We start from the raw sequence: 22,676 nt of genomic DNA, 5'->3' as shown, positions 1-22,676 counted from the left end.
CAGTTTTTAATTAATCTATTTTTCTTTTATTGAACCAATTAATACTATTTAAAGATAAACTTAATTTTACATTAAAATAGTTTTCTTTAATTAGATTATTAATCATTGTCCCCCTTTGTCCATACTCAAATCCTATATTAACACTAGATAATTGTTTTGGAAGTGGTAAACCAAATCCAATATTTATGCCAAAGTCATTTATTGATGTTAAATTATTTCCTGTTCCAGTTCCATCTGCTAAAACACCCATTTTCTCAAACCTAACACCACCTCTATAAGTAACTCTATCCCAGTAACTTGATATTGAATTTAATTTAGGAAGATAATATCCTCCTATTGAAAATTTACTTCCTCTTTCATATCTAAATGCTTGGCTATTTCCTATAACATTAATTCCTTGTGAACTAACAACTGCATCTTTATACTCTTGATTTATTCCTACATACCACTTATTTACTTTTCCTAAACCTACACCAAATACAGTTTTGAAAGGCATTGTTAAATTTCCTGATATTGATTTATCATAAAGTATTTTTCTTACCTGTTCAGCTCCTGAAGTAGCAATAGATAAAGAATACATTCTTTCGGCTCCATTTGCTGATAAATCACTATCAAAAGTAACAGCAGCTCCTGTGTATAATTGTAATTTATTCTTTAATTCTTTTTTATACTGTGCTCCAAATTTAAATTGCCCTCCCCTAAGGTTTAATTTTTCTTGGTGCTTAGTCCCTAACATAGTTCCTTGAACTTGATTTAAAATATCATTTTGCAAACTTCCAAAAATAAAACCAACTTCAACACCTACAGAAAACCCATCGAATAAATAGGTACCAAAACTAGCATATAGTCTATTTGTACCTCCTATTCCTGTGAACCTTGTAAGCTCTTTAATGTTATCACCATCATATACTCTATTTAACAATGAGTACCCTACAGATGAAAACGGTTGTAATCCTACAGAAAAACCTGCTTTCTTACCTATTGGAAATCCTAACGAAACATATCTTAAACTAGTTGAATTACCAGATTGAGATGAATTAGATTCTTTTAAGTTTAAAAAAGTTAAACTTCCTCCAATAGCATAAGTAGCATATCTTAAATCTGCATTCGCAGCTGGATTTGTAAAATTTAAATGGTATGTATCTTTTAAGGCAACTCCAATACCTCCCATTGAAGACTGTTCAACAGTTAATGGATCAAAATTTTCCCCTATACCAAAATAAGAATATGGTGACGCACTGTTACTTTGCGCTACTATTGCTGTTGTACTTAATACTAATAGTCCTATTATAAACCTCTTAATCATCCTCTAAATTATATATCAAAATAGTATGTAATCCCTCCAAAACAAAATTTGGATGGGCAAATATGACACTTTTTAATTGTTCTGCCAAGAATTTTGTATCTCCTCCTGTTAAAACAATTGTTAAATCTTGATACCCTGCTTTATACTGATTAATAAGACCTATAATTTCATTATATACTCCATTTATAACTCCAGAATGTATAGAAGTATCTGTATTTCTTCCTATAAAGTCAGAGATATGTGTTTGTTTTAATAATGGTAATTTTGATGTAAATGTATTTAAGGCTCTATATCTCATTGCTATGCCTGGGGAAATAGCACCTCCTAAATATTTTTTATCTTTCGTTATAAAATCAAACGTAATACAGGTTCCTGCATCAATAACTAAGGTGTTTGTATCTGGATATTTCTTTACAGCTGCGGCTGCTAATGCTATTCTATCAACTCCTAGCGTCTTTGGAGTATCATACATATTTTCAAAAGGTACCTTGGTTTTATGATTTAGAATAATAGGGTTGATTAATTCAATTATTTTTTCTTCTTCTTTTTCGGAAAATGACGCTACAGAAGACACAATACTCTTTAATATTGGATATTTTAAAATAATTTTTCCCAATTCTTCAATTATTTTCACTTTAAGAAACACCATTCTATCAATGACTACATCATTCTCATAAACAGCTACTTTGACTCTTGTATTACCTACATCAATTATTAAAAACATACTTATTTTTTAAAAAAAACAAAGTTACAATACATTTTTTTAGTTTTTTTATTTTGTTAAATTGAAAAACGATTGTATATTTGCATCCGCTTAACGAAAGTAGCAATTGGTGCCTTAGCTCAGTTGGTAGAGCAAAGGACTGAAAATCCTTGTGTCCCTGGTTCGATTCCTGGAGGCACCACAAATAAAAATCATATTTTATGACTTTTATTTTACTAAATGCTACAAAAATTAAGTACCAATGGTGCCTTAGCTCAGTTGGTAGAGCAAAGGACTGAAAATCCTTGTGTCCCTGGTTCGATTCCTGGAGGCACCACCACCAAAGCCCAGACTTTTAGTTTGGGCTTTTTGGTTTTATATAACCAAAAAAAAGCCGTTAAAAACGACTTTTACACTAAAAATTCAAACAAATTTGGTTTATTATTCAAGTACTCTCCATAAAAATTACGCTCTTTCATTCGAGCTATTAACGGAGATAAATCTTCCTTTTTTTCCAATTCCACTCCAACAACTGCTGGTCCATTTTCTCTACTAGTTTTTTTAGAATACTCAAAAAAAGTGATATCATCATTCTTACCTAAAACATCTATTACAAACTCTTTTAAAGCTCCTGCACGTTGAGGAAACCGAATAATAAAATAATGTTTTAAACCGCCATATAACAGAGCTCGCTCCTTAATCTCTGCCGTTCTTGTTATATCATTATTACTTCCACTAATAACACATACAACGTTTTTACCCTTAATTTCTTCTTTAAAAGTATCTAAAGCTGCTAAAGTTAAAGCTCCAGCGGGCTCAACTACAATAGCGTCTTTATTATACATATCTAGAATAGTTTGACACACTTTTCCTTCTGGAACCGTAATCATATCATCTAAATTCTCTTTACATATTTTATAAGTTAATCCACCTACTTGTTGTACCGCAGCCCCATCAACAAACTTATCTATTTCAGACAACTTAACATTCTCATTGTTTGCAATAGCCTGTTGCATTGATGCTGCTCCTGCTGGCTCAACTCCTATTATTTTTGTTTTCGGGGACAACAGTTTAAAAATACTTGAAAGCCCTGAGGCTAAACCACCACCACCTACAGGAACAAATACATAATCTACTGATTCATTTGCTTGTTCTAAAATCTCTAAACCAACTGTCGCTTGTCCTTCTATAATTTTTTCATCATCAAAAGGATGTACAAACGTTTTACCCAAACTATCAGATATATACTTTGCTGTTTTATAAGCATCATCAAAAGTATCTCCTGTAAGCTGAATATCTACAAACTCGCCTCCAAACATTTTTACTTGCTCTAACTTTTGTTTAGGAGTTGGAGCAGGCATGAATATTGTTCCTTGAATTTCTTTCTTTTTACAAGCCAAAGCAACACCTTGAGCATGATTTCCTGCACTAGCACAAACAATTCCATTAATCAACTCTTCATTAGTTAATGAACTTATTTTGTTATACGCTCCTCTTATTTTGTACGATCGTACTTGCTGTAAATCTTCTCTTTTTAAAAAAATATTTGATTCCAGTTTTTTTGAAAAAGTATAATTCAACATCAAAGGAGTTACTGCAACTACCTCTTTCAAAGTAGCTGCAGCTTTATTCACATCTTTTAATTTAGGAAAATAGATGTTTTTTGTCTCCATATTATAATTGTTTCATAGCTGTCATTGAAGCCCTTAAAGTTTCACCTATTTTCTCAACCGGGTGATTTCTTAAAGCTTTATTTACAGCTATTAATTCTTGGTTATCAACTTTACCTGTTCCTTTATATGGCTTACCTATAATATCAGTTGTAACAGTTTTCATGAATTCAGTTAATAAAGGCTTACATGCATGATCAAATAAGTAACAACCATATTCAGCAGTATCAGAAATTACTCTATTCATTTCATAAAGTTTCTTACGTGCTATAGTATTTGCTATTAATGGAGTTTCATGTAATGACTCATAATAAGCAGACTCTTCAATAATTCCCGCCTCTGTCATAGATTCAAAAGCCAACTCAACACCTGCTCTTACAAAAGCAACTAATAATGTACCGTGATCAAAGTACTCTTGCTCAGAAATTTCCTCATCAGTAATTTTTGTTTTTTCAAAAGCAGTTTCACCAGTAGCTGACCTCCAACTTAATAGGTTTTTATCATCATTACTCCAATCTTCCATCATCGTTTTTGAGAAATGCCCAGACATTATATCATCCATGTGCTTATAAAACAACGGACGCATTATTGTTTTTAACTCTTCTGACACTTGAAAAGCTTTTATTTTTGCTGAGTTTGACAACCTATCCATCATATTAGTGATACCTCCATGCTTTAAAGCCTCAGTAATAGTTTCCCATCCAAATTGAATCAACTTAGCAGCATACCCAGGTTCAATACCTTCTTCAACCATTTTATCAAACGATAAAATTGCTCCAGTTTGCAACACTCCACATAGAATTGTTTGTTCTCCCATTAAATCTGATTTCACCTCAGCGACGAAAGATGACTCTAATACACCAGCTCTATGACCCCCTGTAGCAAATGCATATGCTTTAGCTTGAGACAACCCTTTACTTTCAGGATCATTCTCAGGATGAACTGCTATTAAAGTTGGTACCCCAAAACCTCTTTTATACTCTTCACGAACTTCCGTTCCTGGACACTTTGGAGCCACCATAATTACGGTTAAATCCTTACGTACCTGCATTCCTTCTTCAACAATATTAAACCCATGTGAATAAGTTAATGTAGCACCAGATTTCATTAATGGCATTACAGTTTTTACAACATTAGTATGTTGTTTATCTGGTGTTAAATTACACACTAAATCAGCAATTGGTATTAACTCACTATATGATCCTACAGAAAATCCATTTTCAGTAGCATTTTTATACGACTGACGTTGTTCTTTAATTGCTGCATCACGTAATGCATAAGAAATATCTAAACCAGAATCACGCATATTTAAACCTTGATTTAAACCTTGTGCTCCACATCCAACTATTACAACTTTTTTTCCTTTTAAAGCTTCAATTCCATCTTCAAATTCTGAAGACTCCATAAATCTACATTTACCTAATTGAGCTAGTTGTTCCCTTAAAGGTAGTTGGTTAAAATAATTTTCCATTGTTTGTTTATTATATAAAATTTTATTTATTGTATTTATTTTTCTAATGCTTTTAACATCTCAGAAACTGGCATTTCCTTTTTTGTAATTGCAATTCTACCCGAACGAACAAATTGCATGATTCCATGCTTATCTAAAATATGATAAAGCTCTTCAACCTCTTCTTTAGAACCAGATTTCTCAAGTACAAAAAAGTCTTTATTAATATTTATAACTCTTGATTTACTTCCATTTATTATTTTTTGAATTTCATCATTATCTGTTAACAAATCAGTACTCAACTTAAATAAACAAGATTCTTGATAAATAGTTTCATCATCAGTGTGATAAAATGCTTTAATAACTTCTACTTGCTTTTCTATTTGCCCTATTATCTTTTTAACTTCATCTTCAGTCAGTTTTACTAAAAGTGTAAATCTAGAAACGCTTTTTATTTCTGATTTTGAAACATTTACACTCTCAACATTTAAATGTCTTCTTTGAAATATTGCTGAAATTCTATTCAATAAACCAATATTATTTTCGGTATATATTGATATGGTATATGTTTGTTTAGTATCCATAATTACTCTAATCTTATATCTGAAACTGAAGCCCCTGTTGGTATCATTGGAAATACATTATCTTCCTTTTCTACACAAACCTCCAAGAAAAATGCTTCTTCTGACTGCATCATTTCTTGAACTGAACTTGCTAAATCTTCTCTTTTAGTTACTCTATTTGCTTTTAAATGATATCCTTTTGCTATGGCAATAAAATCAGGGTTAACCATTTCAGTAGAGGCATACCTTTTGTCAAAAAACAATTGTTGCCACTGACGTACCATACCTAAAAACTCATTATTAAGTACTACTATTTTAACAGCTGCTTTTGTTTGTAAAATAGTACCTAGTTCTTGAATAGTCATTTGATATCCACCATCTCCAATAACCGCAACAACCTCTCGTTCAGGCGCCCCCATTTTAGCTCCAATAGCCGCAGGTAAAGCAAATCCCATAGTTCCAAGGCCTCCTGATGTTATATTACTTTTAGTTTGATTAAACTCAGCATAACGACAGGCAAACATTTGATGTTGACCTACATCAGAAACAATAACAGCGTCTCCTCCAGAAGCATTATTAATTTCTTTCATCACTTCTCCCATTGTTAATCCTTCTTTTTCAGGATATAAAACATCTTTCTTTACTTTATCAAACTCAACAGCATCATGCTTTTTAAACTCTCCCAACCATTCTTCGTGAGAATTCTCATTAATTAAAGGCAATATTTTTTGCAAACTTTCTTTTGCATCACCCAAAACAGCAACTTCAGTTTTTACATTTTTATCTACCTCAGCTGGATCTATTTCAAAATGTATAACTTTAGCCTGCGTAGCATACCTACTTAAATCACCAGTAACACGATCATCAAAACGCATACCTATAGCGATTAACAAATCACATTCATTTGTTAGCCTGTTAGGTCCATAATTACCATGCATCCCAACCATTCCAACGTTTAATGGATGTGATGTAGGTAAAGCAGACAACCCTAAAATTGTCCATGCTGACGGTAAATTCGCTTTTTCTATAAATGCTTTAAACTCTTCTTCTGCTTGACCTAAAATAACCCCTTGACCAAAAACAACCATTGGTTTTTTTGCCTCATTTATTAAAGTCGCAGCTTCTTGAAGTTTAACTTCATTCACATCAGGTTTAGCTCTGTAACTTCTTACAGAAGTACATTTTTTATATGAAAAGTCAAACTCTTCAAATTGAGCATTCTTTGTTATATCTACTAAAACAGGCCCAGGACGTCCAGATCGAGCTAAGTAAAATGCTTTTGCCATTATTTCTGGAATCTCACTTGCTTTTGTTATTTGATAATTCCATTTAGTAACTGGAGTCGAGATCCCAACAATATCAGTTTCTTGAAACGCATCTGTACCTAAAAGATGTGCACCTACTTGACCAGTAATACAAACCATAGGCGTAGAATCTATTTGTGCATCAGCAATTCCTGTTATCAAATTAGTAGCTCCAGGGCCAGATGTTGCAATAGCAACTCCTACTTTCCCAGATACTCTAGCATATCCTTGTGCTGAATGTGTAGCTCCTTGTTCATGGCGCGTTAACACATGATGAAGTTGATCTTGATACTTATACAACTCATCATACACTGGCATAATTGCTCCACCAGGGTAGCCATACAATGTATCTACTCCCTCAGCAAGTAAACATTTAATAACAGCTTCAGCACCTGATATTTTTTCTGTTTGATTTGTTTTTTGTTCTGTTTGTTCTTTAGTTTTTGTTGCCATTTTATTTTGCTTTATGCTACTAGCTTTTGGCTATAAGCTTCTTGTTATTATATTTTTTTATACTAATATTTAAAACTCATCAGTTACACATCCATTAGATGCAGACGCAACTGTTTTTGCATATTTATACAATACCCCTCTATTTACTTTTAAAGGTGGAGCTACCCATTTATTTTTACGTTCTTTAAGTTCTTCATCAGAAACTTCTAATGTAATTGTGTTTGTTTCAGCATTCAAAGAAATCATATCTCCATCTTCAACCAAAGCAATAGCTCCTCCATCCTGTGCTTCTGGGGTAATATGACCAACTACAAAACCATGAGTTCCTCCTGAAAAACGCCCATCGGTTATTAAGGCTACATCCTTACCTAAGCCAGCTCCCATTATTGCAGCTGTAGGTTTTAACATTTCAGGCATACCTGGACCACCTTTTGGTCCTTCATAACGTATAACAACTACATCTCCTTTTTCTACTTTTCCTTCTCTTATTCCATCATTAGTAGCATATTCACCTTCAAAAACTTTAGCTCTACCTCTAAATGATAATCCTTCTTTACCGGTAATTTTTGCTACTGAACCTTCTTCTGCTAAATTTCCATATAGCATTCTTAAATGACCAGTAGTTTTTATTGGATTTTCTATTGGCTTAATTACATCTTGATTTTCTACTAAACCAGGAACATCTGCTAAATTTTCTGCTAATGTTTTACCAGTAACCGTTAAGCATTCTCCATGTAAAAGTCCTTCTTCTAATAAGTATTTTAAAACCGCTGGCACACCACCCACAGCATGAACATCTTCCATTAAATACTTACCACTTGGTTTTAAATCTGCTAAAAACGGAGTCTCATCAGAAATACGTTGAAAATCCTTTAAAGTAAATTTCACATCAGCAGCTTTTGCTATCGCTAAGAAATGCAATACTGCATTAGTTGACCCTCCCATTATTGTAACCAATCGAATGGCATTTTCAAGTGATTTTTTAGTAACAATATCTGAAGGCTTTATATCTTTCTCTAACAACACACGCAAAGCTTCTCCTGCTTTCACACATTCATCTTCTTTATTTTGGCTAATTGCTGGATTTGATGAATTGTATGGTAAACTCATTCCTAAAGCTTCAATAGCTGACGCCATAGTATTTGCTGTATACATTCCACCGCAAGCACCTGCTCCAGGACATGCTTTCTCAATAACACTTTGATATTCTTCATTATCAATGGTACCAGCTACTTTTTCTCCCCAAGCTTCAAAAGCAGAAACTACATCTAACTTCTTACCTTCATGACACCCAGATGCAATTGTACCTCCATATACTAAAACAGAAGGTCGGTTTAAGCGCAACATAGCCATTAACGCACCTGGCATATTTTTATCACACCCAACAACTGTTACTAACCCATCATAAGACATGGCTTGTACCACTGTTTCCATAGAATCGGCAATAACATCACGTGATGGTAAAGAGAAACGCATTCCTGGCGTTCCCATTGATATCCCATCAGAAACACCTATAGTGTTAAATATCAAACCAATTAAATCTTTATTTTCAGTTCCTTTTTTAACTAATTTAGCTAAATCATTTAAATGCATATTACACGGATTTCCTTCGTATCCTGTACTTGCAATACCTACTAGAGGCTTTTGTAAATCTTCATTTGACAAACCAATAGCATGAAGCATTGCTTGTGCCGCTGGCTGTGTATCATCTTGAGTTACTTGCTTACTAAATTTATTTAACTCCATTTCTTAATTTGTTAAACATTTTTTACGAAGTCCTAAAACTTCATTTTTATATAATTTCATTAATTTATTTCCTTGAGAGTTTTTCCATTCTAAAGGAAATTGATACTCATCTAGTGATTTCAATCCTACAACCTCAGCTGCGGTTCCTGTAAAAAAAGCACTATCAGATTCTTTTAATTCTTTTAGTGTAAAATGTTTCTCTACAACTGAAATTCCTACTTCTTTACATAAATCTATAACAGTAGATCTAGTTATTCCAGCCATAATATGCCCTCTTGGTGGCGTATATAAAACCCCTTCTTTTTCCATAAAAATATTAGCCCCTGAACATTCTGCCACATTATTATTCATATCTAATAATAATGATTCATCATACCCTTCCTTTTTAACCTCATTACTTGCTAATATTGAATTAATATAGTGCCCCGTTATTTTGGCTTCAACAAAACATGATTTAGGATTAGGTCTCTGAAATCTAGAAGTTTTCACACGCAATAATTCATCTCCCATTAACTTATCCCATTTCCAACACTGTATTATTAAATCAGAACCTTTAGCTGAAAAGACACCCATATTCTCTCCAGTCACAACAAGTGGACGGATGTAAGCATCTTTTAAATTATTCCTTTCTAACAACTCATACGTTATTTTTGTTAATTCTTCTTCAGTATAATTAAAATCTATATCCATAACTTCTACACCATATAGCAAACGCTTATAATGCTCTAAAGCTTTAAATATCTTAGTTCCTTCAGAAGTTTCATAGGCTCTTATCCCTTCAAAAACTCCATTTCCATAATGTAAAGTTTGCCCATACAAATTACCTGAAGCCTCTTTAGCTTTAACAAATTTTCCGTTGTAAAAAATTACAGTTTCATCATTGTAATACATCTTCTAGTTGTTTTGTTTTTCAAAATTATTTTATCGGTTTATTGTTTTTCCTCTATTTTTAATAACATAATGATTCTCATTTCTTACAAAATTAACACAAGTGCTTAATAACTAATAAATTAACTAAATATTCAAATGACAGTCATTAAACAAAAAAAAGCCTGCATCAATTAAATTGATACAGGCTTCTTTTTACACAATAGCTATCTGCATCAACTCGGTGGTGAGCTAATAATGACAATAATGATAATTACTACTATGTTTAAAAATTGATTCATTTTATTCTAACAAAAAAGGCTTCCTAAATATTTAGGAAGCCTTTTAAAATTTTATTTATTTTTTTAAATATTCTTCCCCTATCCTTGTGAAATAATCACAACGACAATAATAATAGAAATAATATTTAATACTTGTTTACTCATATTGGTTACAAATATTGTAAATTATTTATTGCTTTTCCAAATTTATTTTTAAAAATATTATTTTTAAACAAATATCAACCATTTGTTTAAATGATTGATATTTAAACATTTTTATTATTTTTTCTCTTTTTATTAGGATATTAAAATTAAATTTTGATAGATTTGCAACGTTATGCAAATAAATAAAACATACAATAATACACCCAGTTTATTAGTGCGGTAATTCTTACCAGCACTAAATCTTCATTTTTAAAACTGAGTATTGTATAATTTTATTTTTATATTTTGATTTCCATAATCTACACTTACATCTTATTACTAAGCATTATTACTGTATATAACAGTAATTTTTCAGTGCGCTTTTTTTATACTCGACCTCGCCCGTAAGGGTGATTACTTATTTACAGAACTTAGGTGAGTCCGGTTCTATTCTAAAAACGTTATTCAATAAAAGTATTCATTAAAAATCAATTTCAATGAAAGTTGTTATTGCTGATCAAACTCATAGTAAATACGCTGAAATCATTTGTGAAACAATTGATAATGCAGCAAAAATAAGAGGTACAGGTATCGCTAAACGTAAACCTGAATACATAGTTACAAAACTAGAAAACGGAAATGCAGTTATAGCTTTAGATGGGCATAAATTTGCTGGTTTTTGCTACATAGAGCTTTGGGAACATGGCGAATTTGTTGCTAATTCTGGTTTAATTGTTCATCCAAACTACAGGGGGATTGGGCTTGCAAAAAAAATTAAAGAAACCATTTTTAATTTATCTAGATCCAAATTCCCTAATGCTAAAGTTTTCAGTATAACCACAGGTTTAGCAGTTATAAACATGAACAGTAATTTAGGATATAAGCCTGTTACCTTTTCTGAATTAACTGATGATCAATCTTTTTGGAAAGGCTGTAAAACTTGTATAAACTACGACATTCTTCAAAGAACACAGCAAAAAATGTGTTTATGCACTGGAATGCTATACGATCCTAGTACTAAAACTTCAAAAAATAAAGTAAAGAAGAAAGTATTTCAAAGGTTAAAAAAAATCAAGGAAAATATTTATTTAAAAAAGAACAACAAATGAAAAAATTAGTAATCGCTTATAGCGGTGGATTAGACACTTCGTATTGCGCAGTTAGCTTATCTAAACAAGGGTACGATGTACATGCTGTTAGTGTAAACACAGGTGGTTTTTCTTCGGAGGAAATAAAAAAAATTGAAGAAAATGCTTATAAGATGGGGGTAAGTACTTATCTAAACATTAATGCTATTGATACTTTTTATAATAAAGTAATTAAATATTTAATTTTTGGTAATGTACTAAAAAACAACACCTACCCTCTTTCTGTTAGTGCTGAAAGAATTATACAAGCCATAGAAATTGTGAACTATGCTAAAAGCATTGATGCTAAATTTATTGCGCATGGTAGTACTGGTGCAGGAAATGATCAGGTAAGATTTGATATGATTTTTCAAATTATAGCACCCGAAATTAAAATTATAACTCCCATTAGAGATCAAAATTTATCTAGACAAGAAGAAATTAAATACTTAAAAGATAATGGAATTAATACTTCTTGGGAAAAAGCAAAATATTCTATAAATAAAGGATTATGGGGAACTAGTGTTGGAGGAGAAGAAACACTAACTTCAATTAACCCATTACCTGAAACCGCCTATCCTTCACAATTAAAAAACACTAGTTCTGAAAAAGTAACCCTCTCTTTTGAAAAAGGTGAACTTATTGCTGTTAATAACATTGAAAATAACTCTGTAAAGAACATAGAATATTTAAATACCATTGCATCAAAATTTGGAATTGGTAGAGACGTACATGTTGGTGATACAATTGTTGGAATTAAAGGAAGAGTTGGTTTTGAAGCTGCTGCAGCTTTATTAATTATCAAGGCTCATCATTTACTTGAAAAACATACGCTAACAAAATGGCAATTGCAACATAAAGAATATTTAGCCAATTTTTATGGAATGCACTTACACGAAGGACAATATTTAGACCCTGTGATGAGAAATATGGAAGCTTTTTTACAGAGTAGTCAAGACAAAGTATCGGGTGTTGTTCATATTACACTGAAACCTTACCACTTTACTCTTGACGGAATCTCTTCCCCTCATGATTTAATGAATGCTAAATTTGGTAGTTATGGAGAAATAAATAATGGTTGGACAGCAGAAGAAGCTAAAGGTTTTATAAAAATATTTGGTAATCAAAATAAAATATACCAACAAGTTAATCAATAAATCATGATACAAATAGGAATAATTGGTGGAGCTGGATATACCGCAGGTGAGTTAATTAGGCTATTACTACAACACTCTAAAGCGTCTATTAACTTTGTATATAGTACGTCAAACGCAGGCAATAAGATATCACACATTCACCAAGATTTAATAGGTAGTACCAACTTAAAATTCATCAACACTATTAACCCAAACGTAGATGTCCTTTTTTTATGTTTAGGGCATGGAAATTCTAGAAAATTTTTAAAAACTTATATTTTTTCTGAAGACACAAAAATAATTGATTTGGGAAATGATTTTAGGTTAACAAAAGATAATCATTTTCATAAAAAACAATTTATCTATGGGTTACCAGAACTACATAAAGAAGCTATTCAAAAAGCAACACACATTGCTAATCCAGGATGTTTTGCTACAGCTATTCAACTAGCAATATTACCTTTAGCTAAATCTAATTTACTTAAAGAAGATATACACGTTAACGCTGTAACTGGAGCTACTGGTGCCGGAACTTCTTTGTCAAAAACAACTCATTTTACATGGAGAGACAATAATTTTTCTTACTACAAACCTTTTACTCATCAGCATTTAGGGGAAATAAATCAAACATTAAACTCTTGCCAAGAACAATTTAATTCTGAAGTGATTTTTATGCCAAATAGAGGTGACTTTTCAAGAGGAATTTTTGCTACTGCCTATACCAAGTTTGAAGGAACAATAGAAGAAGCCAATGCCCTTTTTACAACATTTTATAAAAAGGCTGCTTTTACTTTTATTTCAGAAGAAAACATACACTTAAAACAGGTTGTAAACACTAACAAATGCTTAATTCACTTACATAAGCATCAAAATAAACTACTAATAACAAGCACAATAGACAATTTACTAAAAGGAGCTTCAGGACAGGCTATTCAAAACATGAATTTAATGCTTGGGCTTCAAGAAAATGAAGGTCTTCAATTAAAAGCTAACTATTTTTAAATCTAAGAATCATGAAAATCGCAATCATAGGAACAGGAAATCTTGGAAAATCTATTGCTAAAGGATTAATTAGTAATAATCTTACTACGAGCTTATATATTACCAAAAGAAACATCAAAGAATTAAAGGAGTTTGAAAAAAACACCAATATTAATATAACTTCTGATAATAAAGAAGCTGTAACAAATTCTGATATTTTAATTTTTGCTGTTCAGCCAAGACACTTTGAAAATATTTTAAAAAACATCACACCACTTTTAACCGATAAACATACACTGTTATCAACCATAACTGGTTTTAGCATTCATAAAATAGCATCTATAATAGGCAATAATAAGCCTATTATAAGAGCAATGCCAAATACAGCTATTGCAGTTGGAAAATCAATGACTTGCATCAGTTCTAACTCAAACGGAAAAAATAAAATAGAATTAGCTGAAACCATTTTTAATCAATTAGGAAGCTCTATTGTTATCCCTGAAAATCAAATGCAGGCTGCAACAGTAATTTGTGCTAGTGGAATTGCATTTTGGATGCGCTTAATACGTGCATCAACTCAAGCAGCTATTCAATTAGGATTTGATGCAAAAGATGCTCAAAAATTAGCCATGTTTACTAGCGAAGGAGCCGCTAATTTATTAATAACCACTGGAAATCACCCAGAAGAAGAAATAGATAAAGTTACCACTCCAAAAGGATGTACTATTGAAGGTTTAAACGAAATGGAACACAAAGGGCTAAGTGCTGCTTTAATACAAGGCATGGTAGCCTCTTACAATAAAATTAACACTATTAAACAAGAACAAATATGAGTTTATTTGATGTATACCCATTGTTTAATGTCACTCCTGTAAAAGCAGAAGGCGTTTACGTTTATGATAATAATGACAACAAATATTTAGATTTATATGGCGGACATGCTGTAATATCAATTGGACACTCACATCCTACTTATATTAAAAATATAAATCAACAAGTTTCTAAGCTAGGTTTTTATAGCAATGCTATAAAAAACCCTTTACAGGTTGAATTAGCAAAACAATTAGGAAACAAATCTAATTGTAAAAACTATCAGTTATTCTTATGTAATTCAGGTGCTGAAGCAAATGAAAATGCTTTAAAACTAGCTTCTTTCCATACCAATAAGAAAAAGGTAATTTCTTTTAAAAACTCTTTTCATGGTAGAACTTCTGCTGCAGTTGCCACCACAGATAACACTAAAATAGTTGCCCCAATTAATTCTCAACAAGAAGTTATTTTCCATGATTTTGAAGATTTAAAAGGTGTTGAAAAAACACTCAAAAATAATGACGTGTGTGCAGTTATCATTGAAACTATCCAAGGGATTGGAGGCTTAAATGAAGTTACTACTAAATTTTACAAAGGCTTACAAAAACTGTGTAATCAATATGATACACTTCTTATTGCTGATGAAATTCAATCAGGATTTTGTAGAACTGGTGATTTCTTTGCTTTTCAAAAACACAACGTTACTCCTGATATTATCTCTATGGCTAAAGGCATGGGAAATGGTTTTCCCATTGGTGGAATTTTAATACACCCCAGCATACAACCAAAATATGGAATGCTAGGAACAACTTTTGGCGGTAATCATTTAGCTTGTAGTGCTTCTTTAGCTGTTTTATCAGTAATAGAAAATGAAAATCTATTATCAAATGTTAAAGAAGTATCTAATTATTTTATTAAAGAAGCAAAATCATTACCACACTTAACTTCAATTAAAGGGAGAGGCTTAATGTTAGGTTTAGAGTTTAATTTTCCTGTCTCAGAAATGAGAAAAACACTTATTTATAAACATTTCATATTTACAGGAAGTTCTAAAAATCCAAATTTATTAAGAATACTACCTCCTTTAACAATACAAAAAAAGCACATAGATGTTTTTATAAAAACGTTAAAAGAAGAACTTAAAACTTTTTCATCATGAAAAAATATACAAGTTTAAATGACATAAACAACTTACAAGAAACAATTAACAAGGCTATTCTATTAAAAAAAGATCCTTTTAAATTTTCTTCTATTGGTAAAAATAAAACATTGGTAATGTTATTTTTTAATGCTAGCCTTCGAACAAGACTGAGTACGGAAAAAGCTGCAAAAAACCTGGGGATGCATGTTAGTGTTTTAAATATTTCAAATGCATGGAATTTAGAATTTGAAGATGGTACAGTAATGAATTTAACTTCATCTGAGCATATAAAAGAAGCTGCTAAAGTTATTTCTCAATACGCCGAAATAATCGCTATTAGAGCTTTTCCTTCTTTAAAAAACAAAGAAAAAGACGCTTCTGAGTTTGTAATTAATAATTTTATAAAATACGCTGAAGTACCAATTGTTAATATGGAAAGTGCTACAGACCATCCTCTTCAGGCATTGGCTGACGCTATAACAATTACAGAATTCAAAACTGTTAAAAAACCTAAAGTAGTACTATCATGGGCACCACATCCTAAAGCCTTACCACATTCAGTGGCTAATGCTTTTGTGCATTTAATGCATAAAATGGAAGTAGACTTTACAATTACCCATCCAAAAGGGTACGAATTAGACACTTCAATTACAAAGGATACTTTAATTGAACATGATCAACATAAAGCTTTTGAAAACGCAGATTTTATTTACACTAAAAATTGGAGTTCTTATTTAGATTATGGGAAAACAACCAATAAGTTTTCTAATTGGATGATTACTAAGAAGAACTTAGGAAATGCAAAATTTATGCATTGCTTACCAATTAGAAGAAATGTAGTTGCTGAAGATGAAGTTTTAGACAGTGACAATTCACTCGTAATTAAACAAGCTAATAATAGAACCTATGCTACTCAAATAGTTTTAAAACAAATTTTAGAGAACTTATGAAAACTGTAAAAATTATTAAAATTGGAGGAAATATCATCAATAATGAAAAGGTTTTGCATAGCTTTCTTTATAATTTCTCACAACTAGAAGGTCCTAAAGTTTTAATTCATGGTGGTGGTAAATCTGCTTCAGATTTAGCTAAAAAAATGAACACTCCTGTTAACATCATTGACGGAAGACGAATTACTGATGCTCAAACATTAGATATTATTACAATGGTTTATGCTGGTAAAATCAATAAGAAAATTATTGCAAAACTACAGGCTAACAATACAAATAGTATAGGTTTTACTGGTGCTGATGGAAATACAATTAAAGCTACAAAACGCTCTTCTTCACCTATAGATTATGGTTTTGCTGGCGATATCATTAAAGTAAATACGCAAATTCCAATTTTATTAATTAATAATCAGGTAACTCCTGTTTTCTGTGCAATTACTCACGATAAAAACGGACAACTATTAAATACAAATGCCGATACCATTGCTGCTGAAATAGCAATTGCTCTATCAACCAACTACACCACAGAACTTTACTATTGTTTTGAAGAACCTGGTGTTTTAACAGATATTAATAACAAGAATTCAATTATAGAAAACATTGATTCTATTAAATACACAAAACTTAAAGAACAAGGATTAATATTTAAAGGCATGCTTCCTAAGTTAAATAATTGCTTTCATGCCATTAATAACAAGGTTAATAAAGTTTGTGTAGGTAATACTGATATGCTATTCAAAAAAAACACATCACATACATCTATAAAGATATAATGAAACTAGAACTCATAAAAAAAGCAATTGAATTGCTTAAAAATTTAATAGAAACACCTTCTTTTTCTTCCGAAGAAGACCAAACAGCTTTGTTAATAGAAAAATGGTTCAAAGAGTTTAATATTCCATATACCAAAACTGTTAACAATATTTGGTCATTAAACAAACATTTTGATGAATCAAAACCTACCTTATTATTAAACTCACATCATGATACTGTAAAACCCAACAACGGATACACAAAAAATCCTTTTAAGGCCATCATTGAAAATGAGAAGCTATATGGTTTAGGAAGTAATGATGCTGGTGGATGCTTAGTTTCTTTACTAGCAACCTTTACTTATTTTTATTTAAAAGAAAATTTAAAATATAATATCATTTTTGCTGGCACTGCCGAAGAAGAAAGTAGTGGTTCAAACGGATTAAATAGTTTACTGTCAATTTTACCAAAAATTGATGTAGCAATTGTTGGTGAGCCTACTTTAATGCAATTAGCTATTGCCGAAAAAGGGTTAGTTGTTTTTGATGCTGAAATTAAGGGAACTCCTAGTCATGCTGCACATCCTAATAACAGTAATGCAATTTATAATACCATAGAAGTTTTACAATGGTTTAAAAATTTATCTTTTGAAAAGAAATCTGATACATTAGGAGAAGTCAAACTAACCGTTACTCAAATAAATGCTGGTAAACAACATAATGCAGTACCTGCTAATGTAAAACTAGTGATTGATGTAAGAGTTAATGATAAATACACGAACAAACAAATTAGCGAATACTTAGTGCAAAATGCGCCTTGCTTTATAAAGCCTAGAAGCCTAAACCTGAATTCTTCTTCTATTCCGATTGACCATGACTTAGTAAAAGCAGGTATTTCATTGGGAAGAAACACTTATGGCTCTCCAACACTATCAGATCAAGCAGTATTAAATTGTCCTTCTTTAAAATTAGGCCCAGGCGATAGTACACGATCGCATACAGCAGATGAATATATTTATTTACATGAAATTAAAGAAGGTATACTGCTATACATTGAATTATTAAATAACGTAATTATATAAAAAATGAAACTTTGGGATAAAGGACTATCTATAGATAAAAAAATAGAAAATTTCACAGTAGGAAATGATAGAGAAATAGATATACATATAGCAAAATATGATATTAAAGCTTCTTTAGCACATGCTAAAATGCTTGCAAAAACTAATTTTATTACAAAAAAAGAATTAAACTTATTAGTAGATGGACTGAATATTTTACAACAGCAAATTGAAGAAAAAACATTTAAAATTGATTCTAACTTTGAAGATGTTCATTCTAAAATTGAATTTGACCTCACGCAAATCTGTGGAGAAGTTGGAAAAAAAATACATACAGCTAGATCTAGAAATGATCAAGTTTTAGTGGCATTACATTTATACTATAAAAACAATTTACAGTTTATTTCTAGTAAAGTTAAAACTCTTTTTAACACGTTGCTAGAGTTAGCTGACACATATAAAACTAAGACTCTTCCTGGATATACTCATTTACAAGTAGCCATGCCTTCCTCATTCGGATTGTGGTTTTCAGCTTATGCTGAATTATTAATTGATGATTTATATATTATAAATGCGGCACTAAAAACAGTAGATCAAAATCCATTAGGCTCGGCAGCTGGATATGGAAGTTCTTTTCCGATTGATAGAAATTTTACTACTGAAGAACTAGAATTCGCTACCTTAAAATACAATGTAGTTGCCGCTCAAATGAGCAGAGGTAAAAGTGAAAGAACAATAGCTATGGCATTAGGAAGCTTAAGTAATACGCTTGCTCGTTTTGCTATGGACATTTGCTTGTACATGAGTCAAAATTTTGATTTCATCTCCTTTCCCGATGAATTAACTACAGGTAGTAGTATTATGCCACATAAAAAAAACCCAGATGTTTTTGAACTAATTAGAGGAAAATGCAATAAAATTCAGTCCCTCCATACAGAAATGGTACTAATAACAAATAATCTACCCAGCGGCTACCATAGAGATTATCAACTCCTTAAGGAAAACATGATACTTGGTTTCGAAGAAACTAAAGACATTTTAGACATTTTCGATTACTCTATTCAACAAATTATAGTGAAAGACGTAGATTTAAATGATGATAAATACAAATACTTATATACTGTTGACAATATAAATACCTTAATTGAAAATGGACAAAGTTTTAGAGAAGCCTATCAGAAAATAGGTAAAGAAGTAACTAATGGCACTTATATTCCTGACACCTCTAAAAAACATAGTCATCATGGTAGTATTAATAATTTATGTTTAGATGAAATCCGTACAAAAATGAGAACTTTATAAATGAAGTTAATATAAAATTAAATAAATATTAAAAAGACATCTAAACAAAAAACCATTGTTTTTAACAATGTTTTTTTGTTTAGATAAAACTTAAAGATTATTTATTATTAATTGCTTTTTCAATTTTTCTTATAATACGGTCTCCGCTACCAATAGCAAAATACTCTATTTTTGAATCTTTCCCAATAACAAAATGAGTTGGATAAACCTCAACACCATAAAGATTACTAATTTCATCGCCACTTGCTACTATTTGATAATTGAATTTGGTTATTTTTAAAAATTCTTTAATTGATGATTTTTTATCCAAACCTATTGCTAAAAAAATCACATCCTTATTATTTTTATACTTTTCTATCAATTTATTTAAAGAAGGCATTTCATCAACACATGGTTTACAACTTATAAACCAAAAGTTCAAAACTACTTTTTTACCTTTTAAATCATTCAGAGTATATTTTTTCCCATCTATTGTTTCTATTGAAAAGTTTTTCGCTAATTCTCCAGTTGGATTTTTAATATCCTTGTAGGGATCTGATGTGTCTTTATATTTTATTAACACTAAGGCTTTGAAGGCTCCATTCTTATCTACAAACATCTGAGGCATAGCCTTACCATTATTTATTAACTCTTTAGCTATCTTTTTTGTAATTTCTGTTCCATCATCTAAAAAAATTAGTGCTATTTTTTTAGGCAACCCTCTTCGCATTAACTCTTCAGAAGATATAGGTTTTAAACCTTTAGGTAAAAAAGAATACCTTCCTCCTACAATTACTAAAGCTTTATAGTTATTGTTATTATCTACAAACATTTTAGGAAGCACTATTCCATTCATAATTAATGGCATAATCTCTTTTAATGTAGTCTTTGTTCCGTCTTCATAAAATACTAAATCTAAATTTTCAGGTGGTCCTTTTTTCATTAATTCTTCAAGTGGTAATTCTTTCAAATCTTTAGGAATAAAAGAATACTCTTGTGCTTTTATTGTAATAGTTATAAAAATTACAATTAAAAATGTGAATACTTGTTTCATGTTTTTAGGTTTTTGGTTTTATTATTAATTTACTTACTCTCAAAAAAAAGAGCACATACTTCAGCCATAAAAGCTGAAGTATGTGCTCTATATATAACACAAATGCAAAATTAAAACTCCCTATTTCTTCTTCAGTGATGGAGAATTAACTTGTTGTTATAAATTGAGACGATTAATTATTTATTTTGTTACATCCTCTTGATTAGAGTAAATTTATATTCTATCCTTTTTAATATAGGAAGGTATTGAGTTAAATAATAATATTAGAAAACTTTAAACCCCAAACGGAATTAGAGAATTCATCATTAAATCTAATAATTCCCATTCCTTCTTTATTCCTTTTTACAACATATAAAAACTGTTTCACAACATTTGATTTACTTCTTGATACTTTAAAAAGTAGTTTCACCGTAGAAAAAAACTAATAGCGCTATTATTTTTTTAATGCAAACTAAAAGTAGAGCTCCGAGACTACATTAAAAACGAGGTACATCCTGAAAAACCATAATAGTAAGGACTAACTATTAAACTAAAAAAAATGAACTATTTATTATTACTTGGTAAAACAAACCACCCTATAAAAGAATCATTAGGTAAATTATTTGAAATTAAAGAGTTTAGCAATAAACTTGTTAAAAATGCAGACGCAATACTTATTGATCTTGCACACGTTACTGAATTAGATGACAAAGAAAAAAATGAAATCAAAAAAAACTGTAAGCCAATTATTCTAATTAACAAATCAACAGATAAAGAGTTAATGAGTACTTTTTTAGGAATTGGTTTTAGTGCTGAATTAAGTATTGTCCACTTATATGAAAACAATACATATATTAATCCTATAATTAGTGAAAGTGAAATACAACAATCTGTTTCTGCTTTAGAAACTATTAATATTGAAAATAACAACGGTACTTCACAAGAAACATTAGGTAAAGTAGAATCTTCTAGCAAAAAGAATGTTAATTCAAAACAAGTTATACTAAATCTTGAAGAAATGGCACTTTTGATAGAAGAAAACATTCAAGAAGAAAATTGGACATTTACCTCATCAACTATCAATCGACTATCTACTCCACCAATAGACTTACCCGTAGGACAATACAAAGTATATCACGTGCCTCTTAATAGCGTAATTAACTTATATGATTCTTCTCAAAAAGCAGAAAACGAGATGTTAGTTGAAATTATTCTAGTTGCATCTTATAACCCGAAGCGAAAATATGTTCAAATGAATACTATTGGAGCGGGGTTCAATCCTACTAGTGGAACAAAAATGCAATGGGATGGGACTTATAATAGAGGCTATTTTCAAAACAAAATCGATCTACATTTTGAACCATTAAATAACAGTAAAATAACAACTTATCAAACATCTCCAAAAAATGTAAATGGTGAAACAACATATACCGCTAGTAGTAGTTTTACTGTAGGAGTTGATATTTCAGAAAACCCTGCATTTAAACCAAGTTATACTATAGGTAGCTCAGAATCAACAACAATTAAAGATTTTGAAATTACTAATAATTCTAGTGGAAAAAAAGCAGACTGGACTTTTCAACTATCACAGACAAAAAATTCTATGTGGGACATGTTCAAAAGCCCATTTATGAAAAAAGGACAAGTAAAATCAGTTCCTAATCTAGCCAAGAAAAACCTTCAACCTGTATGTACTTCTGTTTGGATGGTAGATGAAACATCAGGTGTGTTTAATGATTCCGTTTCATATAATTTAAGATGGAACGTTGAATATTACCGTTGTTGGGTTACAGGAAACTGGGCTAGCTTTACTAAACATGTTCAACCACTTGATTATAATAAAACTATTAACTTTTTAGTCGATTACTCAAAAGTAAACGCGTAATAGCCAAACATAAAATCAAAAAAATTAACCGC

At 30.9% G+C, this 22,676-nt stretch carries 19 protein-coding genes and 2 tRNA genes; 12 read left to right on the top strand and 9 right to left on the bottom strand.

Features of this window, described 5'->3' with window-relative positions; genetic code table 11:
* Nucleotides 1-10 precede the first annotated feature (10 nt).
* A complete protein-coding gene (locus BLV71_RS10220) occupies nucleotides 11-1,306 on the bottom strand; it encodes a hypothetical protein (protein WP_093870451.1) in 1,296 nt (431 codons plus the stop codon).
* Entirely contained in the window at nucleotides 1,299-2,030 is a 732-nt protein-coding gene (locus tag BLV71_RS10215) for a type III pantothenate kinase (RefSeq protein WP_093870450.1), read from the bottom strand. Before BLV71_RS10215 ends, BLV71_RS10220 begins: the two co-directional genes overlap by 8 nt.
* A gap of 108 nt (nucleotides 2,031-2,138) precedes the next feature.
* Here BLV71_RS10215 and BLV71_RS10210 point away from each other — a divergent pair.
* Both BLV71_RS10210 and BLV71_RS10205 read left to right on the top strand, forming a co-directional pair.
* Nucleotides 2,139-2,211, top strand: a tRNA-Phe gene (locus BLV71_RS10210).
* A gap of 62 nt (nucleotides 2,212-2,273) precedes the next feature.
* Nucleotides 2,274-2,349: transfer RNA gene (locus BLV71_RS10205), tRNA-Phe, on the top strand.
* 70 nt (nucleotides 2,350-2,419) lie between these two features.
* Here BLV71_RS10205 and ilvA read toward each other — a convergent pair.
* The 6 genes from ilvA to BLV71_RS10175 form a co-directional block, all read right to left on the bottom strand.
* Nucleotides 2,420-3,682, bottom strand: coding sequence for a threonine ammonia-lyase IlvA (ilvA, locus tag BLV71_RS10200; protein WP_093870449.1), 1,263 nt, complete (start codon nucleotides 3,680-3,682; stop codon nucleotides 2,420-2,422).
* 1 nt (nucleotide 3,683) lies between these two features.
* The gene (ilvC, locus tag BLV71_RS10195; protein WP_093870448.1) at nucleotides 3,684-5,150 is read right to left on the bottom strand and encodes a ketol-acid reductoisomerase; all 1,467 of its coding nucleotides are present in this window, start codon (nucleotides 5,148-5,150) and stop codon (nucleotides 3,684-3,686) included.
* A 35-nt stretch (nucleotides 5,151-5,185) separates the two neighbouring features.
* Nucleotides 5,186-5,713 carry an acetolactate synthase small subunit gene (gene ilvN / locus BLV71_RS10190; protein ID WP_093870447.1) on the bottom strand — a complete coding sequence of 176 codons (528 nt, stop codon included), beginning with the start codon at nucleotides 5,711-5,713 and terminating at the stop codon, nucleotides 5,186-5,188.
* A 2-nt stretch (nucleotides 5,714-5,715) separates the two neighbouring features.
* A complete protein-coding gene (gene ilvB, locus BLV71_RS10185) occupies nucleotides 5,716-7,449 on the bottom strand; it encodes a biosynthetic-type acetolactate synthase large subunit (RefSeq protein ID WP_093870446.1) in 1,734 nt (577 codons plus the stop codon).
* A gap of 69 nt (nucleotides 7,450-7,518) precedes the next feature.
* Complete coding sequence (ilvD, locus tag BLV71_RS10180) at nucleotides 7,519-9,195, bottom strand: dihydroxy-acid dehydratase (protein WP_093870445.1); 1,677 nt, start codon at nucleotides 9,193-9,195, stop codon at nucleotides 7,519-7,521.
* A 3-nt stretch (nucleotides 9,196-9,198) separates the two neighbouring features.
* Nucleotides 9,199-10,086, bottom strand: a complete 888-nt coding sequence (locus tag BLV71_RS10175) for a branched-chain amino acid transaminase (protein WP_093870444.1) — start codon at nucleotides 10,084-10,086, stop codon at nucleotides 9,199-9,201.
* 898 nt (nucleotides 10,087-10,984) lie between these two features.
* Between BLV71_RS10175 and BLV71_RS10170 the strand changes: the two genes are divergently transcribed.
* Genes BLV71_RS10170 through argH form a run of 9 tightly spaced genes read left to right on the top strand, consistent with a single transcriptional unit; the run spans nucleotide 10,985 to nucleotide 19,747 of the window.
* A complete protein-coding gene (locus BLV71_RS10170; protein ID WP_093870443.1) occupies nucleotides 10,985-11,596 on the top strand; it encodes a GNAT family N-acetyltransferase in 612 nt (203 codons plus the stop codon).
* On the top strand, nucleotides 11,593-12,771 hold the full coding sequence (locus tag BLV71_RS10165) for an argininosuccinate synthase (RefSeq protein ID WP_093870442.1): 1,179 nt from the start codon (nucleotides 11,593-11,595) through the stop codon (nucleotides 12,769-12,771). The genes BLV71_RS10170 and BLV71_RS10165 overlap by 4 nt, the downstream gene beginning before the upstream one ends.
* Before the next feature lie 3 nt (nucleotides 12,772-12,774).
* A complete protein-coding gene (argC, locus tag BLV71_RS10160; protein WP_093870441.1) occupies nucleotides 12,775-13,752 on the top strand; it encodes an N-acetyl-gamma-glutamyl-phosphate reductase in 978 nt (325 codons plus the stop codon).
* An 11-nt stretch (nucleotides 13,753-13,763) separates the two neighbouring features.
* Nucleotides 13,764-14,564 (top strand): pyrroline-5-carboxylate reductase, encoded by an 801-nt coding sequence (proC, locus tag BLV71_RS10155; RefSeq protein WP_093870440.1) that lies wholly within the window; start codon nucleotides 13,764-13,766, stop codon nucleotides 14,562-14,564.
* Nucleotides 14,561-15,700: an aspartate aminotransferase family protein gene (locus tag BLV71_RS10150; protein ID WP_093870439.1), complete on the top strand. Its 1,140-nt coding sequence runs from the start codon at nucleotides 14,561-14,563 to the stop codon at nucleotides 15,698-15,700. The genes proC and BLV71_RS10150 overlap by 4 nt, the downstream gene beginning before the upstream one ends.
* A complete protein-coding gene (locus tag BLV71_RS10145; protein WP_093870438.1) occupies nucleotides 15,697-16,632 on the top strand; it encodes a Rossmann-fold NAD(P)-binding domain-containing protein in 936 nt (311 codons plus the stop codon). The genes BLV71_RS10150 and BLV71_RS10145 overlap by 4 nt, the downstream gene beginning before the upstream one ends.
* Nucleotides 16,629-17,405 (top strand): acetylglutamate kinase, encoded by a 777-nt coding sequence (gene argB, locus BLV71_RS10140; protein WP_093870437.1) that lies wholly within the window; start codon nucleotides 16,629-16,631, stop codon nucleotides 17,403-17,405. The genes BLV71_RS10145 and argB overlap by 4 nt, the downstream gene beginning before the upstream one ends.
* Nucleotides 17,405-18,466 (top strand): M20 family metallo-hydrolase, encoded by a 1,062-nt coding sequence (locus tag BLV71_RS10135; RefSeq protein ID WP_093870436.1) that lies wholly within the window; start codon nucleotides 17,405-17,407, stop codon nucleotides 18,464-18,466. The genes argB and BLV71_RS10135 overlap by 1 nt, the downstream gene beginning before the upstream one ends.
* 3 nt (nucleotides 18,467-18,469) lie before the next feature.
* On the top strand, nucleotides 18,470-19,747 hold the full coding sequence (argH, locus tag BLV71_RS10130) for an argininosuccinate lyase (RefSeq protein ID WP_093870435.1): 1,278 nt from the start codon (nucleotides 18,470-18,472) through the stop codon (nucleotides 19,745-19,747).
* Between the two features lie 97 nt (nucleotides 19,748-19,844).
* On the opposite strand, the gene BLV71_RS10125 is transcribed toward argH, so the two are convergent.
* Entirely contained in the window at nucleotides 19,845-20,780 is a 936-nt protein-coding gene (locus tag BLV71_RS10125) for a peroxiredoxin family protein (RefSeq protein WP_093870434.1), read from the bottom strand.
* A 538-nt stretch (nucleotides 20,781-21,318) separates the two neighbouring features.
* Between BLV71_RS10125 and BLV71_RS10120 the strand changes: the two genes are divergently transcribed.
* Nucleotides 21,319-22,644 (top strand): hypothetical protein, encoded by a 1,326-nt coding sequence (locus BLV71_RS10120; protein ID WP_093870433.1) that lies wholly within the window; start codon nucleotides 21,319-21,321, stop codon nucleotides 22,642-22,644.
* Nucleotides 22,645-22,676: the final 32 nt, after the last annotated feature.

The organism is Tenacibaculum sp. MAR_2010_89, assembly GCF_900105985.1.
Classification (GTDB): domain Bacteria; phylum Bacteroidota; class Bacteroidia; order Flavobacteriales; family Flavobacteriaceae; genus Polaribacter; species Polaribacter halocynthiae.
Note: the sequence above shows the minus strand (reverse complement) of the source record. Positions and strands in the feature narration are given on the sequence as shown.